17 protein-coding genes are annotated in these 16,936 nt (G+C 72.0%); 6 read left to right on the forward strand and 11 right to left on the reverse strand.

All coding sequences use genetic code 11. From position 1 onward, the window contains the following. Positions 1-8: 8 nt before the first annotated feature. The 3 genes from AB0C15_RS17510 to AB0C15_RS17520 all read right to left on the reverse strand — a co-directional run bounded on the left by AB0C15_RS17510 (position 9) and on the right by AB0C15_RS17520 (position 2,110). Entirely contained in the window at positions 9-878 is an 870-nt protein-coding gene (locus AB0C15_RS17510) for an ABC transporter permease (protein ID WP_357353017.1), read from the reverse strand. A gap of 178 nt (positions 879-1,056) precedes the next feature. Next, entirely contained in the window at positions 1,057-1,773 is a 717-nt protein-coding gene (locus AB0C15_RS17515; RefSeq protein ID WP_357353019.1) for a cupin, read from the reverse strand. Continuing rightward, complete coding sequence (locus AB0C15_RS17520) at positions 1,766-2,110, reverse strand: cupin domain-containing protein (protein ID WP_357353021.1); 345 nt, start codon at positions 2,108-2,110, stop codon at positions 1,766-1,768. The genes AB0C15_RS17515 and AB0C15_RS17520 overlap by 8 nt, the downstream gene beginning before the upstream one ends. Before the next feature lie 93 nt (positions 2,111-2,203). Between AB0C15_RS17520 and AB0C15_RS17525 the strand changes: the two genes are divergently transcribed. Together AB0C15_RS17525 and AB0C15_RS17530 are read left to right on the forward strand one after the other, a co-directional pair. Next, positions 2,204-3,277 carry a LacI family DNA-binding transcriptional regulator gene (locus tag AB0C15_RS17525; protein ID WP_357353023.1) on the forward strand — a complete coding sequence of 358 codons (1,074 nt, stop codon included), beginning with the start codon at positions 2,204-2,206 and terminating at the stop codon, positions 3,275-3,277. Further along, on the forward strand, positions 3,274-4,293 hold the full coding sequence (locus AB0C15_RS17530; RefSeq protein ID WP_357353025.1) for an aminoglycoside phosphotransferase family protein: 1,020 nt from the start codon (positions 3,274-3,276) through the stop codon (positions 4,291-4,293). Before AB0C15_RS17525 ends, AB0C15_RS17530 begins: the two co-directional genes overlap by 4 nt. Before the next feature lie 52 nt (positions 4,294-4,345). Here the strand turns inward: AB0C15_RS17530 and AB0C15_RS17535 are convergent, their stop codons facing one another. Then, a complete protein-coding gene (locus AB0C15_RS17535) occupies positions 4,346-5,008 on the reverse strand; it encodes a fasciclin domain-containing protein (RefSeq protein WP_112602446.1) in 663 nt (220 codons plus the stop codon). Between the two features lie 133 nt (positions 5,009-5,141). On the opposite strand from AB0C15_RS17535, the gene AB0C15_RS17540 reads away from it, so the two are divergent. After that, entirely contained in the window at positions 5,142-5,627 is a 486-nt protein-coding gene (locus AB0C15_RS17540; protein WP_357353027.1) for a GNAT family N-acetyltransferase, read from the forward strand. A gap of 160 nt (positions 5,628-5,787) precedes the next feature. Here the strand turns inward: AB0C15_RS17540 and AB0C15_RS17545 are convergent, their stop codons facing one another. After that, complete coding sequence (locus tag AB0C15_RS17545; protein ID WP_357353029.1) at positions 5,788-7,068, reverse strand: MFS transporter; 1,281 nt, start codon at positions 7,066-7,068, stop codon at positions 5,788-5,790. A gap of 91 nt (positions 7,069-7,159) precedes the next feature. After that, entirely contained in the window at positions 7,160-7,720 is a 561-nt protein-coding gene (locus AB0C15_RS17550; RefSeq protein WP_357353031.1) for an NAD(P)H-dependent oxidoreductase, read from the reverse strand. Between the two features lie 138 nt (positions 7,721-7,858). Here AB0C15_RS17550 and AB0C15_RS17555 point away from each other — a divergent pair, with 138 nt between their 5' ends. Further along, on the forward strand, positions 7,859-8,332 hold the full coding sequence (locus AB0C15_RS17555) for a MarR family winged helix-turn-helix transcriptional regulator (RefSeq protein ID WP_357353033.1): 474 nt from the start codon (positions 7,859-7,861) through the stop codon (positions 8,330-8,332). A 20-nt stretch (positions 8,333-8,352) separates the two neighbouring features. On the opposite strand, the gene AB0C15_RS17560 is transcribed toward AB0C15_RS17555, so the two are convergent. From AB0C15_RS17560 to AB0C15_RS17580, 5 genes are read right to left on the reverse strand one after another with little or no spacing between them, the layout of a single operon-like run. Beyond that, positions 8,353-10,200, reverse strand: coding sequence for an IucA/IucC family siderophore biosynthesis protein (locus tag AB0C15_RS17560; RefSeq protein WP_357353035.1), 1,848 nt, complete (start codon positions 10,198-10,200; stop codon positions 8,353-8,355). Continuing rightward, positions 10,197-10,823, reverse strand: coding sequence for a GNAT family N-acetyltransferase (locus tag AB0C15_RS17565; protein WP_357353037.1), 627 nt, complete (start codon positions 10,821-10,823; stop codon positions 10,197-10,199). Before AB0C15_RS17565 ends, AB0C15_RS17560 begins: the two co-directional genes overlap by 4 nt. After that, complete coding sequence (locus AB0C15_RS17570; protein WP_357353304.1) at positions 10,820-12,097, reverse strand: SidA/IucD/PvdA family monooxygenase; 1,278 nt, start codon at positions 12,095-12,097, stop codon at positions 10,820-10,822. Before AB0C15_RS17570 ends, AB0C15_RS17565 begins: the two co-directional genes overlap by 4 nt. A 35-nt stretch (positions 12,098-12,132) precedes the next feature. Further along, the gene (locus tag AB0C15_RS17575; RefSeq protein WP_357353039.1) at positions 12,133-13,671 is read right to left on the reverse strand and encodes an aspartate aminotransferase family protein; all 1,539 of its coding nucleotides are present in this window, start codon (positions 13,669-13,671) and stop codon (positions 12,133-12,135) included. 4 nt (positions 13,672-13,675) lie between these two features. Next, positions 13,676-14,707 carry an ABC transporter substrate-binding protein gene (locus tag AB0C15_RS17580; RefSeq protein ID WP_357353041.1) on the reverse strand — a complete coding sequence of 344 codons (1,032 nt, stop codon included), beginning with the start codon at positions 14,705-14,707 and terminating at the stop codon, positions 13,676-13,678. A gap of 235 nt (positions 14,708-14,942) precedes the next feature. Here AB0C15_RS17580 and AB0C15_RS17585 point away from each other — a divergent pair, with 235 nt between their 5' ends. Then, a complete protein-coding gene (locus AB0C15_RS17585) occupies positions 14,943-15,893 on the forward strand; it encodes an iron chelate uptake ABC transporter family permease subunit (protein WP_357353306.1) in 951 nt (316 codons plus the stop codon). Beyond that, on the forward strand, positions 15,890-16,918 hold the full coding sequence (locus AB0C15_RS17590; RefSeq protein WP_357353043.1) for an iron chelate uptake ABC transporter family permease subunit: 1,029 nt from the start codon (positions 15,890-15,892) through the stop codon (positions 16,916-16,918). The genes AB0C15_RS17585 and AB0C15_RS17590 overlap by 4 nt, the downstream gene beginning before the upstream one ends. The last annotated feature ends 18 nt before the right edge of the window (positions 16,919-16,936 follow it).

Consider the following 16,936-nt stretch of genomic DNA (forward strand, 5'->3'; position numbering starts at 1 on the left):
GGGGTCGGTCAGGAGGTGGTGAGGGACACGCCGGCCCGGCGGCTGGCGTGCCACGGGATGAGCAGTGCCTCGGCGATCTCGACAAGGACGAACAGGACGATGCCGATGGCGGACATCAGGATCAGGTCGGCGAACAGCAGCGGGGCGTCGAGGTTGCCGTTGGCCAGCAACAGGACGTAGCCGAGCCCTTCGCTGGCACCGACGAACTCACCGACGACGGCACCGACCACGGCGAGGGTGACGGCCACCTTGAGGCCGGCCATCAGGTGCGGCAACGCGTTCGGGAAACGGATCTTGCGGAAGGTGCGCCATGGGCCGGCGCCCATGGTGGCGGCGAGGTCGAGCAGTTCCGGGTCGGTGGAGCGCAGCCCGGCCACCCCGGAGATGACCACCGGGAAGAACGCGATGAGCACGGCAAGGATGATCTTCGGGGTGAGGCCGAGGCCGAACCAGACCACCAGCAGCGGCGCGATGGCGATCTTCGGAATGACCTGTGCGAACAGGACGATCGGGTAGAGCGCCTTGTCCAGGGTGCGGGAGTAGGCGATGGCGACCGCGGTGACCAGCCCCAACGCGGCGGCCAGCAGGAAGCCGAGCACCGTCTCGTAGAGCGTGACGAGGGTGTGCCGGGCCAACTCCGACCACTGGGTGGTCATCGTCTCCCAGACCTGGCCGGGGGTGGGCACCAGGTAGTTCGGCACGTACTCCCGGGCCGCCACGAACCACCAGGCGGCGAAGAGGACCGCGAGCACCAGCGCCGGGCGCCAGAGCGAGTCGGCGAAGACCGCCGCCCGTCGACCGAGTGTCGGGCGTGGGGGGCGGCCGCCGCCGGCGGTGGCGGCCTGCCGGCCCGCCGTGTCCAAAGAGATCTCGGTCACGCGGAACCTCCTCGGGGCCCGGCACGGCACTCGTGGACCGGGCCGGTCGGCGGATCAGGCAAACGCTTTCCTGGAGCGTAGGCGGCCCCCCACGCGCCAGGCAAGGCCTTTCCTCGATCTATTCGTCGAATGTCGACACCGATGCACGTAGATCGACAAACGGCGGGATCCGGAGCCGTCAGCCCGCTGCGGGGTAGGTGTCGAGCAGGCCGCACATGCCCAACCGGCCGCGCTCGACCGGACCATCCACCGTGTACACCCCGGCCCCGGTCAGGTGCCCGGGATCTCCCCGCTCCAGCGCGTCGAGCTGCCCGGCGGTGTCCGCGGCCGCCCGGCCCGCGCCGGCCTCCCACCGCTCGCGCCAGCGGGTCAGCAACGGCTGACGCAACGCGATCGCGGCGGCGTGGAACGCGGCGAGCGCCGCCGGCCCGCCCGACCGCAGGGCCTGGAAACCGGTCACCGCCAGATCCCGTCTGCGGTACGCGGCGTGCACGTCCGCGCCCGGCGCTCCCCCGTCCGGCAACGCCGCCGCCGTGGCGTACGCGCTCGGGTCGGCCAGCACCTCGGGCGGGAAGGTCAGCACGGCGTCGCCGGCCTCGGGCAGGCCGCTGTTCTGCATGAGCACCACGATGCTCAGCCCGCCACCGTTGACCAGGCGGTGCACCGTGCCCGGTTCGAACCAGACCACCACTCCGGGCCGCAGCGGCGTCTCCCGGAAGCCGGCGGTGGTCAGGGTCTGCACCGTGCCCTCGCCGTCGGTCACCACGTACCCCTCGGTGCAGCACAGGTGTACGTGCGGGGTGCCGCCGACCAGGCCATCCGCGGCCCTGGTGTCGTAGACCCGCAACCGGGACACCCCGATACCACCGGGCAGCGGTGCCGGCCGGTCAGGCATCGAAGTACTCGTCGGCGTCGTTCGCCGCGGGCAGGGACACCAGCAGCACGGTGAGGTCGCCGATGGCCCGGTGGCGGCAGCCGGGCTTGATCAGGAACGCGGACATCGGCCGGGCGGGGTGACGGACGCCGTCCAGCTCGATCTCGCCCTCACCGGCGAGCACGACGTAGTACTCGGTGGCGACGCGGTGGTGGTGGGTCACCGCGTCCTGCACCTGGAGGAGGTGCACGCTGGCCTGGCCCTCGCTCTCGTCGATGAAGCCGCGGCGGGTGGTGCCACACGAGCAGCGCCGGGCGGGAAGTTCGTCGAGTTGAAGTACCGCGAAGCGATCAGACACGGCCGGGCCTCCCTGCGGGAAAGGGCTTTCTCTGCGGTACGGTGACGCTAGCCGGCACGACGAAACGCCGTCAACAGATCGAGGGGGCGGGCCATGGCGACCCTGTCCGATGTGGCCCGCCGAGCGGGCGTCTCGCCCGCCACCGCCTCCCGCGTCATCAACGGCAGCAGCAAGCCGGTCACCGACGAGCTGCGCGAGCGGGTGCTGGCCGCCGTCGCCGAGTTGCAGTACGTGCCGAACGCGCACGCCCAACTGCTGGCCCGCTCGCACCGCAGCGCGGTCGGCGTGATCGTGCACGACGTCTCCGACCCGTACTTCGCCGAGATCACCCGTGGGCTGCAACGGGTCGCCACCGACCAGGGCCGGCTGCTGATGATCTGCAACAGCTACCGGGACCCGGACCGCGAGTTGGAGTACGTGGAGCTGCTGCGCGGTCACCAGGTGGCGGCGCTGATCCTGGCCGGCTCGGGCTACCACGACGAGGTGTTCACCCGGCAGCTCAACGAGAAGCTGGCCGCGTACGAGGCCACCGGCGGCCGGGTGGCGGTGATCGGTCGACACGAGCACTCCGGCGACGCGGTGATGCCGGACAACCGGGCCGGCGGCTACCTCGCCGGGCGCGAGCTGTGCGGTCTGGGGCACCGGGCGATCGGCGTGGTCGCCGGCCCGCGCATCCTGACCACCACCACCGACCGGCTGGCCGGTCTCCGGCAGGCCCTCAGCGAGCAGGGCCGCGAGCTACCCGAGGCACGCATCCGGTACGCGGAGTTCGACCGCGACGGCGGCGCCGAGGCCACCGCCCGACTGCTCGACGCCGACCCGGAGCTGACCGCGATCGCGGCGCTCAACGACTCGATGGCCATCGGCGCGCTCGCCACCCTGCGGGCGCGCGGGCTGGCCGTGCCGCAGCAGATCTCGGTGCTGGGTTTCGACGACATGCCGATCGCCCGGGACGTGACGCCGGCACTGACCACCGTGCGGCTGCCCCTCGTCGACATGGGAGTGCGGGCGATGTCCCTGGTGCTCGGCGTCGGGGCACCGACGCCACGGGTCGAGGTGCTCCCCGCCGAGCTGGTCCGCCGCGACACCGCCGGTCCCGTCCCACGGTCCACCCGCGCCACCGCGGGTTCCGCCCCACGAGCACGGCGAGGTGACAGCACGTCGTGACCGGTGTCAGCCCGACCCAGCGGCCCCTCACCAGCGCCGACGTGACGTACCTGCTCGGTGCGTCGTTCGGGCCGCACACCCGGGTCCTCGACGCCGGTCCGCTGGCCGGCGGTGGGTACGCGACGGTCTGGTGGGCACTGCTCGACGACGACCGTCGGGTGGTGCTGAAGCTGGCTCCGCCGGCCGGAACGCCGCTGCTGCGCTACGAGCGGGGGCTCTGCGCCGCCGAGGAGCGATACTTCCGGCTCGTCGCGCAGCGGGCGCCGCAGGTGCCCGTCCCCCCGGTGCTCCGGCGGGGCACCGACCCGGCGTACGGCGAGTGGTTGGTGAGCGGGATGCTGCCCGGCCGGTCGCTGTCCGACCTGGCCGGGGCCGGGGTCGCGGTCGACGACGGCCCGGCGCGCCACGACCTCGGGGTGGCCCTCGCGGCGGTGCACCGGGTGACCGGCGAGCGGTTCGGGTACGACGACGACCGGGCTGGCGGGCCGACCTGGCGGGCGGCGTTCACGGCGATGCTCGACGCTCTGCTGGCCGACGCGGCCGACTGGGAGGTCCGACTCCCGGTGGCCCCGGAGCGCCTGCGGGCGCTTGTGGCGCGGCACGCCGACGTGCTCGACGAGGTGCGCCGCCCGGCGCTGCTGCACTTCGACTGCTGGGACGGCAACGTGCTTGCGGTGCCCGACCGGGACGGGCGGCTGCGGCTTCGTGGGCTGGTGGACGGCGAGCGGTTCCTCTATGGCGACCCGCTGCTGGACCTCGTCTCGCCGCTGCTGTTCCGACGCGTCGAGGACGAGCCGGACCACCCTCTGCTCCGCGGTTACCAGGGCGCCGCACCCGAACCGCTGGTGCTCGACGCCTCGGCACGCCGCCGGCTCGGTCTGTACCGGCTGCACCTGTACCTGCTGATGACCGTGGAGATGCCCAGCCGCGGGATGACCGAGCGCAGCCATCCCTGGCGGCACGCGCGGCTGGCAGCCCTGCTGGACGAGGAGCTAGCCGCGCTCGCCACGGGCTGACGTCCCGGCGCGGGTGGCGTCCGACGCGTGGTCGGACGCCACCCGCCCCCGGTCAGGGCAGGTCGATCGGGCGCAGCACCCGGTCCACGGCGTGCGCGATCTGCCGGTTGCCCTTGTTGACGTCGTAGGAGACGACCCGGGCGTCACGGTCGTCGGTGTCGGCGTCGACCAGGCGCACCTGCCGGAAGAAGTACAGGTAGGTGCGCACGTCGACCTCGACGGTCGAGCCGAGCGCGGTGGTCAGGTCCGTACCGTCGGCCCGGACCGCCGTCTTGCGATCGATGGTGGCGCCCGGGACGACGTGGTAGAGCAGCACCGACTCGACGGTGTCGATACCCAGCCCGGCCACGGCGGTGAAGGCGGCGCTCTCACTCGGCAGCTTCCGCGCCTGCGTGATCTCGCGGACCAACTGCTGGAAGGCCGCGTCGGTGGGGATGAACGCGGTCAGCGCCACGGTGCCGTCGGTGAGCACCTTGACCGGAGAGTTCGGCTTGGCCTCCAGCACGGCCAGCACGGCCGCCGTCAGCACGTCGAAGTCACGCGAGTTGCGGTCGAAGCCGCTGCTGTCCCGGGTGAGCACCTGGGCGAGTGACGTCGTGCCGAGCGGCTTGGGCTTGCTTGTCGCCTGAGCGGCCGGTACGGCGACTGCGGTGGTGGCCAGCGCGGTGGCCACGGCGCCCACCGCCATCCGGGCGGCGATTCGTGCGATCTTCATCAGCGGGCCTTTCGTCGAAGCGACGGATCCGTGACGTCTCGTCACGACCCATGCTTCGCACCGGGTACGCCGCTCGGATGCACCAGCGGATAACGGATTGTCCGGGGCTCCCGCCGGGGCCTAACCTCCCCGGGTGCTGATTCGGGAGTTCGTCGACGGGGACTGGTCGCAGGTGTGGCCGATCATCGAGGAGGTGGTCCGGGCACAGGAGACCTTCACCTACGACCCGGCGATGACCGCCGAGCAGTCGTACGCCATGTGGGTCGAGGCGGCGCCGGGGCGGACCGTCGTGGCGGTCGACGGCGAGCGGGTGCTCGGCACCGCCAAGATGGGCACCAACCGGCCCGGGCCGGGCGCGCACGTGTCCACCGCGAGCTTCATGGTCGCCGCCGACGCGCGGAGCCGGGGCGTCGGTACCGCGCTGTGCCGCGACGCCCTGGCCTGGGCCCGCCAGCGGGGGTACGCCGGCATGCAGTTCAACGCGGTGGCGCAGAGCAACCTGTCGGCGGTGCGGTTGTACCAACGGGAGGGCTTCGCGGTGGTCGGCACCGTGCCGGGCGCGTTCCGTCACCCCACGCTGGGCCGGGTCGGCCTGCACGTGCTGTACCAGGAGTTCTGACCGCACCCGCTCCGCTCGGGCGGGAGGCCACAGTGGTGGTCGGCGCCTTTGGAGCTGATGTCACGAACGAATCGGCGACTGGCCGGGCAGTCCCGATCACTCCCACCGCCCGGAGCGTCACCACCGCCTGATTCGTTTACGGCATCAGCTCCATAGCGTCTCAACCAGGGGTGCCGGCGGCCGGGGCCGGGCGTAGTCCGGGCTGAGCGGCGGCTGGCTCCGCGCCGGCGCGGCGGATCGGGGTGAAGAGGCCACCGACCGCGACCAGCAGGCACCCCGCGCCGGCGACGAGCGTGACCGCCGGCGCACCGAAGCGGCCGGCGGCCCAGGTCAGCACGACGGCACCGGCCGGGCCGAGGGCGTAGTGCGTGCTCCAGAACGCCGAGGTGACCCGGCCCAGCAGGTGATCGGGGGTGATCTCCTGCCGCAGGGACATCGAACAGATCCCCCCGACGCTGAGACAGCACAGGTACACGGCTGTCAACGCGGTGACCGCCGGCACGGTCGTGGCGATGCCGACCCCCGCCACCGCGAAACCACAGATCGCGTGCGCGCCGATCCAGGTGGCGCCGAAGCCGCGACGGCGGCGTAGCGGAGCCACCAGCAGCGCCCCCGCGACGGTGCCAAGCGCCGCCAGGCCGAGCACCGTGCCGACGGTGCCCTCGGAACCAGCGAGGTCGTGCGTGACGTGGTAGATCAGCACGTCGACGAAGCCGTAGGTGAGGAAGATGAAGACCGACAGGAGGACGGTCAGCGCACGCAGCACGGGTTGTCGCCACAGGAACCGCGCACCGGCCAGGAACTCGGCCAGCGGGCGCTGCCGGACCACCCCCTCGTCCACCTGGACGGCACGCAGTCGGATCAGCCGGAGGCCGGCCGCCGACAGCGCGAAGCTCGCCGCGTTGACGGCGATGGCGGTCGCCGGGCCGAAGCGGGCAGCCACCATACCGGCGAGCAGCGGCCCGAGGACGGCGGCCGCCGCGTACGTCGCCTGCAACCGGCCGTTGGCCTCGGTGATCCGGTCGGAGTCGACGAGGTTACGGACCGCGGTCACCGCGGCGACCTGGAACACCATGCCGGCCGCCTCGCAGATCGGCAGCACGACGAAGAGCAGCCAGACCTGCGGGCCGGCGAGCCACGCCAGGGGCACCAGGGCGTAGAGCACCAACCGGGTCAGGTCGGCGACGATCATCAGGGTGCGCCGGTCGTACCTGTCGACGAGCACCCCGCCGAAGATCCCGGCGACGACGGACGCCGCACCCGCGACGGCGGTGAGCAGGCCCATCTGCGTCACCGACCCGGTCGCCTGGAGCACCAGCAACGGCACCGCCAGGTAGGCGAACGAGTCGCCGGCGGCCGAGAGCGACTGCGCGACCCAGTACGTGCCGAAGGCCCGGTCCCGCCAGAGCGGAGCCCGACCAGCGGCGACAGGTCGGCTCATCGCGCCAAGGGTAGTGAACGCGGCGGGCTGGCGTTGCCCGGAAACGGCCGTGGGATCCCCCACGACCGTTTCCGGAGAGCGCGCGGAACGCTCAGCCCTTGCGCAGCGGCGCGAGCGCCGTGCTCCAGGCGACCACCTGGTCGAGCGTGGTGGTCAGCGAGTCCTGGTGGAACTGGTTGGGCTTGAAGACGCTGAAGTTCTCGAAGTCGGTGAACAGCGACAGCGCGACCTGCGAGCGCACGTCGGCCATCTGCAGCTCGCCGGCGATCAGGCGCAGGTGCTCCACGGCGCGCGTGCCGCCGACGGAGCCGTAGCTGACGAAGCCGACGGCCTTGTTGTTCCACTCGCCGTAGAGGAAGTCGATCGCGTTCTTCAGGGCACCCGAGGTCGAGTGGTTGTACTCGGGGGTCACGATGACGAAACCGTCGAACGACGCGATCGTCTCAGCCCACCGCTTGGTGTGCGGCTGGGTGTACTGGCCCATCGAGGGCGGGTACGCCTCGTCGAGGTGCGGCAGCTGGTAGTCGAGCAGGTCGATCAGCTCGTACTCCGCGTCGGAGCGCTGCTTGGCGATCTCGAGCACCCAGCGGGCCACGGCCTCGCCGTTACGCCCCGGGCGGGTGCTTCCGAGGATGATCCCGATCCTGGTCATGTGTGGCGCCTTTCGGAGGGGTCCTTGCCTGACGCCGGAACGCTAGCCGCTGCTTGATTGGTCAAGCAAATACTTGACGTATGGGCGTGGTCACACGGAGGGTAAGCAGTTGATCGGTCAAGCAAGTATGCTAGGAGGATGCCCACCCCCACCGCGGCGACCCCGCAACCCCTCAACCCCGACGAGGAATCCCTGGTCCGCGCCCTGGGCCAGGTGATGCATGTCCTACCCCGCGCGATCGACGCCGACATGGTCGGTGACCGTCAGCTACCGCTCACCGAGTACACGGCGCTGATGAACCTCTCCGAGACACCGGGCCGGCGGATGCGCATGAACGAACTCGCCGCGCTCTGCTACCTCTCGCTCAGCGGCATGACCCGCACGATCATCCGGCTGGAGACCCAGGGGCTGGTCCGGCGGGAACGGTGCGAGGAGGACGCCCGCGGCTGGAACGCCGTCCTCACCGACGCGGGCTTCGCCCGCCTGGAGGAGTCCTGGCCCAGCCACCTGGCTGCCGTCCGCCGGCGGTTCCTCCAGCACTTCGAGGGCTTCGACCTCGCCCAGCTGGCCCGCGCGTTCCAGGGCGCCGGCACCGCAGAGACGACCGACTGAGGCGCGGGCCCCACCGGGGGTCAGCGGGCCGGAGCGTGGGCGGCGAGCGGGTTGGTGAGGGTGCCGACGAACTGGAGCGCCGCCGACGGGTCGGCCAGGTCGATCATCTGCTGGTTGTCGCGTAGCTGGAGCCGGTTGAGGCAGGACAGCGTGAACTCCGGGGCGAACAGGTCGTAGTGGCGGACCCGCTCGGCCAGGTGCGGCACCCGGTCGAAGTAGTCGGCGGCACCGGCGGCGACCGTACGCCAGAAGTCGTCCTCGGCGAGCACACCGGCCTCGACCAGCACGGCGTTGAGGTGCCGCAGGAAACAGTCCACCACGTCGGTGAAAATGCTGAGCAGCTTGGTGTCGTCGGGCACCTCGACGCGGATCCGCTCCACCGCCGCCGGCAACTCGACCTCGTCGCTCATCACGGCGATCTCCTCGGCGATGTCCTTGAAGATCACCCGCTGGACGGTGTCCTGCTCGTCGAGGACCAGGATGACGTTCTCACCGTGCGGCATGAAGGCCAGGTCGTGGGCGTAGAAGCTGTGCAGCAGCGGGGTCAGGTAGGCGTCCAGGTAGCGGCGCAGCCACACCTCGGGCGTCAGGCCGGACCGGGCGATCAGCGCCGCCGCCAGCGCGCCGCCCTCGTCGTCGACGTGCAGCAGCGCCGCCATGGTGGTCAGTCGCTGCCCCGGCGTCAGGTCGGGCACCGGGCTCTCCCGCCAGAGGGCGGCAAACATCTTGCGGTACGGGGAGGTGCGGTCGGTCGCCGCCTCGTACTGCCGGTGCCGGTAACCCACCGCGGCCCGCTCCCGGATGACGGTCAGGCCGGTGCCGGTCAGCACCTCGTCGGAGGCGATGAGGTCGGCCAACCAGTCGTTGATCGCCGGGGTGGCCTCCATGTACGCGGCGGACAGCCCGCGCATGAAGCCCATGTTCAGCACCGACAACGCCGTCTTGACGTAGTGCCGGCCCGGCTCGCTGACGTTGAAGAAGGTGCGGATGGACTGCTGGGCCAGGTACACGTCCGGCCCGGGGCCGAGGTGCACCAGCCGACGCGCGGCCAGCTCACCGGCGAAGGTGACCGCCAGCTTGTTCCACCACTGCCACGGGTGTGCCGGGATCAGGTGGTAGTCGGCGAGGTCCAGCCCGAGATCGGCCATGGTGGCCGCGAACCGGGCCCGGGTGGCGGCGTCGAGTTCGCCCTCGATGAGCGTGTCGTAGTCGAGGTCGGCGGCGCTGCTGAACGTCGAGTGGTCCCGGTGCGCGGCCAGCCACTCCAACCGCACCGGCGCGGCGGCCTCCGGGGCGTACCTGTGGTACTCGTCGACGCCGAAGCCGAGCCGCCCGTTGTTCGCCACGAAGCAGGGGTGGCCCTCGGTCATCGAGGTCTCGATGGTCTGGAAGTCCGCCTCGGCCAGCTCGGCCGCGCTCGGCGCCGCCTGCGCCAGCTTGTACGCCGTGCCCGCGAGCGTCGAGGTGATCTCCTCCAGATAGACCGGGAGCACCCGCGCGGAGAGCCCCAGGGTGTCGCGCAGTTCGACGATGAGGTCCACCGCGTCCGGTGCCAGGGACTGGCCGTCCCGGTGCCGGCTGATGCTGTCGGCGTCGATCTGCCAGTGCGCCAGGGCGAGCACCCGCGCCACGAACCGGTAGACGACGGCGCCGTCGTCGCTGCGGACCTCGTACCACTGCCGGTCGTCCGGGCCGGTCACGGCGTCCGGGGTGAGCAGCCGTTCGTGGGTGAACTCGGCGAGCGCCTTGCGGACCAGCAGCCGGTTGGCCCGGGCCCACCGCTGCGGGGTGAGGTGCCCGACCGGGTCGCCGGAGGCGGGGTATGCGGTGGCGACGGGCGGGTGGGTCGGGACGGCGGTGGTGGTCACGCCGGGGCTCCTTCGGTTCGGGTGGTGGCGGCGCCGTCGGTGGCGGCAGTGCGGTCGGTGGCAGCCGGGTCGGTGGCGGCCTCGAACTGGGCTCGGGTGCAGACGCTGAGCAGCGCGTCCTTCTCGGGTTTGGCGATCGGGCCGACGACCGTGAAGCCGACCGCGGCGTTCAGCGCGTGCACGGCGGTGTTGCGTACGTCCGGTTCGACCACCACCCGTCGGGTCGTCGGGTCGTCGAAGAGCCACGCCAGCACGGTGCCGATCACCGCCCGGGTGAAGCCGTGCACGGGCCGCTCGACCGGCGCGCAGAGGAAGTGCATGCCCACGTCTCCGGGCTGGTGGTCGTAGAGGCCGACCAGCTCGACGTGGGCCGGGTCGTAGCGCTCGGCGAGGAAGGCGGGACTCCCCCGCCACAGCCCGAGGTACGCGTCGTGGTGCGGGTGCCCGGCGATCCGCCGGTACTCCTCGGTCACCTGGGCCACGTCGGCGTCCTGCATCAGCCAGAACGCCGCCTTCGGGTGGGTGACCCAGCCGTGCAGCAGCGCCGCGTCGGTGTCCGGGTCGAGCCGCCGTAGCGCGAACTCGCCGAGCCGGGCGTCGGCGCGGGTGAAGACGGTGGTCACGACGACACCCCGAACTCCTGGAACGTGATGCTCTTCTCGATCGGGTAGTGCTCCCGGCCGAGCAGCTCACTGATGATCCAGGAGTTGCGGTAGGCGCCCATGCCCAGGTCGGGTGAGGTGATGCTGTGCGTGTGGGTGCCCGCGTTCTGCAGGAAGATGCCCCGGCCGGTGTGGTCGATGCTGTAGTTACGGGCCACGTCGAAGCGGCCGTGCGCGTCCCAGCGGATCCGGTCGCGTACCGGCGCGAGGAACTCGGGCACCCGGTAGTGGTAGCCGGTGGCCAGGACGAGCCCCTCGGTCCGCAGCGTGACGTCGCGTTCCTGCTCCACCTGACGCAACCCGAGCGTGTACTCCCCGTCCTGGTACTCGGCGCTGACCAGCTCGGTGTTGGTGAGCAGGCGGGTGTTCACCGGCCCGTCGACGCTGTGCGCGTAGAGCAGGTCGAAGATGTCGTTGATCAGGTCGGCGTTGATCCCCTTGAACAGGCCCTTCTGCTCGGCCTCCAGCCGGTAGCGGGTCACCTCGGGCAGCGCGTGGAAGTAGTCCACGTAGTCCGGTGAGGTCATCTCCAGCGTCAGCTTGGTGTACTCGAGCGGGAAGAACCGCGGCGACCGGGTCACCCAGTTGAGCTGGTAGCCGTACCTGTCGATGTCACCGAGCAGGTCGTGGTAGATCTCGGCGGCGCTCTGCCCGCTGCCCACCACGGTGATGCTGCGCTTGGTCCGCAGTGTGGTGCGGTGCTCCAGATAGCGGGAGTTGTGCACGGCGTCGCCGGGCAGACCGGCGACGGCCGGCGGCAGGTGCGGCGGGGTGCCGGTGCCCAGCACCAGGTGCCGGGCCCGGTACTCGACGGTCTCCCCCGTGCCGGTGCTGGCCCGCACCACGTACCGCTCGTCGGCACCGTCGTACTCCACAGTGGTCACGGCCTGACCGAAGCGCAGGTTCGGCAGTTTCGCCGCCGCCCACCGGCAGTACGCGTCGTACTCGCTGCGCAGCGGGTAGAAGCTCTCCCGGATGTAGAACGGGTAGAGGCGGCCGATCTCCTTCAGGTAGTTGAGGAAGGAGTACGGCGACGTCGGGTCGGCGAGGCTGACCAGGTCGGCGATGAACGGCGTCTGCAACCGGGCCGACTCCAGCAGCATCCCGGGGTGCCAGGCGAGACTCGGCCTGGCCTCCAGGAACACTCCGTCGAGGTCGTCGATCGGCGCGGTGAGGCAGGCCAGGCCCAGGTTGTACGGGCCCAACCCGACGGCGATGAAGTCGTGGGTGGACATCGAGGTCTCCAGACGCGGGGTCGTGGTCACCGGCGTCAGCCGACGGGGCAGATCAGGTCGGCGGCGGCGTGGTCGTGCACGTACCGGCCGGCGTGGGTGGCGATCAGGTCGAGCACGTACCCGATGTCGTCGACGGTGGTGGCCGGGTTGAGCAGGGTGAACTTCAGGAAGTGCCGGCCGTCCACCCGGGTCCCGGCGACCACGGCGAGACCGGACGCCGCGAGCGCCTCCCGCGCGTGCAGGTTGGCGGCGTCAGCCAGCTCCCGGCCGGGGCCGGTGGGCAGGTAGCGGAACACCACGGTGCTCAGCTCGGAGCGGGTCACCACCTCGAAGCGCGGGTCCTCGCTGACCAGCCGCCAGGCGTCGACGGCCCGGTCGACGACCTCGTCGAAGAGCGTGCCGAGGGCATCCGGGCCCATCACCCGCAGGGTGAGCCAGAGCTTCAGCGCGTCGAAGCGGCGGGTGGTCTGCATGCTCTTGTCGACCTGGTTCGGGATGCGCTGCTCCACCATCCGGGCCGGGTTGAGGTAGTCCGCGTGGTAGGTGACGTGCGCCAGCGTCCGCCGGTCGCGGACCAGCAGCGCGCTGGAGCTGACCGGTTGGAAGAACGACTTGTGGAAGTCGACGGTGACCGAGTCGGCCCGCTCGATGCCGTCGAGCAGGTGCCGGCGCGTCGGTGAGACGAGCAGACCACAGCCGTACGCGGCGTCGACGTGCAGCCAGACGCCGGCCGCCGCGCAGATCGCGGCCAGCTCCGTCAGCGGGTCGATCGAGCCGAAGTCGGTGGTGCCGGCGGTGCCGACGACGGCCATCACCACGAGCCCGGCCTGCCGGCACCTGACGATCTCCGCGCGCACCGCGTCCGGGTCGACCCGCCGTCGGGCGTCGGTGGGCACCGCGATCACCGCGTCCGGGGCGAGACCGAGCAGCTTCGCCGACTTCTGCACGCTGAAGTGACCGGCGGCGGAGGTGAGCACGCGCAGACGGGGCAGCAGTTCCGCGCGGGCCGCCGGGCCGATCGCGTCGGCGCACGCCTCCTCCCGCGCCAGCAGCAGCGCCTGGAGGTTGGACTGGCTGCCGCCGCTGGTGAAGATGCCGTCGGCGCGGGGGCCGAGGCCGATCCGCTCGGCCGTCCAGTCGATCAGCCGCCGCTCGATGAGGGTGGCCCCGGCGCTCTGGTCCCAGGTGTCCAGTGAGGAGTTCACGGCGGTGAGCACGGCCTCGCCGAGCAGCGCCGGGATGGCCACCGGGCAGTTGAGGTGGGCCAGGTAGCGGGGGTGGTGGAACCAGACCGCGTCGCGCAGGTACACGGTCTCCAGTTCGTCGAGGGCGGCGCCGGCGTCGCCGAGCGGCCGGTCCAGGTCCACCCGGTCGACCAGGGGGGCCAGCTCGGCCGGCGTGATTCCGGTGCCGGGGCGGTCCACCGTGGCCACCCGACGGGCGACCCGGTCGACGCCGTCGGCGATCGTCAGGCGGTACTGCTCGACCGAGCCGCCGTGCAGCAGGTGGGCCTGGGCGGCGGTGGCCGCCGGTGGCGGCGTGGTGGTCTCGACGGGGTACGTCGGCACGGTCATGATGTCAGCTGACCTTCTTCGCGTTCCGGATGGCGGTGGCGAGGTTCTCCAGCAGCGGCGCGGAGCCGGCGTACGAGAAGCGGGGTACCGCGTCCCACGGGCTCACCTGGTTGGCCTTGACCGCGGGCAGTTGCTGCCAGGTCGGCTTGGCGGTCAGGTCCTTGGCCTGCAGCGCGGTGCTGCGGTTGTCCAGCAGGATCAGGTCGGCGGGGAACTTGCCGGCGCTCTCCCAGCTCAGCGCCTCGAAGTAGTCGCCGGCTTCGAGCTTGGTGGGGACCACGACGTCGACGCCCAACTCGGCGAAGTACATCAGGTCGGTGCTGACCTTCGGGTTGGAGACATAGAAGAGGTCGGGGCTGCCGGAGCAGGCCATCACCTTGATCCCGGGGTTGGCCTTGACCGCCTGTCGGACCGCCTCGGCGGCGGCGTCGAAGCGGGCCTTCCCGTCGGTGACCTTCTTCGCGGAGAGGTCCGCGCCGAGGGACTCGGCGAGCGCCGCGTACCGCTCGATGGGCTTGGTCATCGGCACCCGGGCGGTGGTGATCGCGACACTCGGCGCCAGCGGGAGGATCTTGGCCTTGCTCTCGTCCGGCACGTACCAGAGCGCGTCCGGGTCGTACATGTGGGTGACGAGCAGTTCGGGGCGCAGGGCCGCGTACTTCTCCAGGCTGAACTCGCCCCAGACGTTGCCGAGGATCTCGACGCCCTCGACGTTCAGGTCGCCGGCCTGCGGGTCGACGGTGCCATCGGCGCGCCTGGTCTCACCGAACACGCCCACGAGCTGCTTGTCGAGACCGAAATCGATCAGGGCTGCCGCCACACCGGTGAAGGCCACCACGCGGGTCGGACGGGCCGGGGCCTCGACCTTCGTGCCACGGTCGTCGGTGAACGACCAGGGTCCACTTCCGTTGCCGGCGGCGGGCTTCGCGGTGTCGTCCTTGCCGCAGGCGGCAAGCAGGGTGGCCAGCGTGGCAGCGCCACCGGCGGCCAGCAGGCCACGACGGGAGAGGCGGCGGGCGGACAGGGCATCGGGCATGGTGTTGTCTTTCGATCAAGGGTTGGCCGGGCTCGACCAGGGCAGCGGGGTTAGGTTAGCCTAACCTCGGTCATTGTCAACAGCGGTTCGCCGTGTCGCCGTCACCCCGGAGCCCACACTGGACGCCACACCCACCGTCACCCGACCGGCACCGCCCGTGCCGGTCCGGGAAGCGGCCCCACCCCCGAGCCGACGGGGCCGTCGGATGGCCCGCGCCGCCGGCCTGGTCGCCGCCGTGGCCCTGCTCGCGGTGATCGTGGTGCTCAGCATCGCGCTCGGCGCGAAGACCATGCCACTCGCCGACGTCTGGTCCGGGCTGCTGCACCGCGACGCCACGGAGTACGCCGTGGTGCACCGGATGCGCCTGCCCCGCACCCTGCTCGGGCTGCTCGCCGGCGCCGCCCTCGGGGTGGCGGGCGCGGTCATGCAGGCCCTCACCCGCAACCCGCTCGCCGACCCCGGGCTGCTCGGCATCAACGCCGGCGCCTCCGCGGCCGTCGCCACCGCCGCCGCGTTCCTGGGCGTGACCGCCGTCGGCGGGTACGTCTGGTTCGCGCTGCTCGGCGCGGCGGCGGTGACCGCCCTCGTCTACGCCGTCGGCGGCGGTCGGGGTGCCACCCCGGCCCGACTCGCGCTGGCCGGAGCGGCGCTCAACGCCACCCTCTACTCCTACGTGAGCGCGGTGATGCTGCTGGACACCGCCTCGCTGGAGCGGCTCCGATTCTGGACGGTCGGCTCACTGGCCAGCGCGGACCCCGCGACCGTGACCCGGGTGCTGCCGTTCATCGTCGTCGGGCTGCTGGTCGCGCTCGGGGCGGCCCGTCCGCTGAACGCGCTGGCGCTCGGTGACGACGCGGCGCGGGCCCTCGGTGCCCGCCCCGCCCTGATCCGCGCCGCCGTGATCGTCGCGGTGACCCTGCTCTGCGGCGCGGCGACCGCCGCCTGCGGGCCGATCGTCTTCGTCGGGCTGCTGGTGCCGCACCTGGTCCGCGCCCTGACCGGCCCGGACCTGCGGTGGCTGCTGCCGTACTGCGCGGTGCTCGCGCCCGCGTTGCTGCTCGGCGCCGACGTGCTCGGCCGGGTGCTGGGTCGCCCAGGGGAACTCCAGGTCGGCATGGTGACCGCCGTGCTTGGCGGCCCGCTCTTCCTCTGGCTGGTTTCCCGCAGACGGGTGGCCCAACCGTGACCGTCATCCGTACCCCTGGGGGGTTGTCGCTGCGGTTCCGCCCCCGCGCGTTTGGCGTCGGCGCGGGCGCGGCGGTGCTCGCGGCCGGGTTCGGTCTGGTGGCCCTGGGCAGTGGTGACTACCCGATGGGGTCGGCGGATGTGCTGCGCACGCTGACCGGCGGCGGCACCCTGGCGGAGCAGTTCATCGTGTTCGACCTGCGGCTGCCCCGGCTGGTCACGGCCCTGCTGGTCGGTGCGGCGTTGGCGCTCGCCGGCGCGGTGTTCCAGTCGCTGGTCCGCAATCCGCTGGGCAGCCCGGACATCCTGGGTTTCACCCAGGGCGCGTCGACCGGGGCACTGGTGGTGGTCGTCCTCGGCGGCAGCAGCCTGGCGTTGGCCGGCGCCGCGGTCGCCGGTGGTCTCGGCACCGGCCTGGTGATCTACGCGCTCGCCTGGCGGCGCGGAGTGCACGGCTACCGGCTCATCCTGGTCGGCATCGGGGTGGCCGCGATCCTGACCGGCGTCAACGGCTACCTGCTCACCCGGGCGCCGCTGATGGACGCCGCCCGCGCGGTGCTCTGGCTGACCGGCAGCCTCGACGGGCGGGGTTGGGCGAACGCCGGGCCGCTGCTCGCCGTCCTGGTCGTGGTGGCCCCGCTGGTGCTCGTCGGCTGCGCCCCGGCGCTGCGGATGATGGAGTTGGGCGACGACGCGGCGAGCGCCCTGGGTGTGCCGGTACGCCGGCTCCGCCTGGTGCTGCTCGCCGCCGCCGTGCTGCTGGTCTCGTTCGCGGCGGCCGCCGCCGGGCCGGTGTCCTTCGTGGCGCTTGTCGCCCCGCACGTGGCGAAGCGACTGACCCGGGCACCGGGCCCGAACCTGTGGCCGTCGATGGCCGTCGGCGCGGCGCTGCTCGTCGGCGCCGACCTGCTGGCTCAACGCGCGTTCGCCGGGCACCAACTCCCGGTCGGCGTGGTGACCGGCGTGCTCGGCGGCGGTTACCTGGTCTGGCTGTTGGCGATCGAACGCCGGGCGGGCCGGCTGTGAACACCCGTGACGCCCTTG

This window comes from Micromonospora sp. NPDC048835 (assembly GCF_040649995.1).
In the GTDB taxonomy this organism is placed as follows: Bacteria; Actinomycetota; Actinomycetes; order Mycobacteriales; family Micromonosporaceae; genus Micromonospora.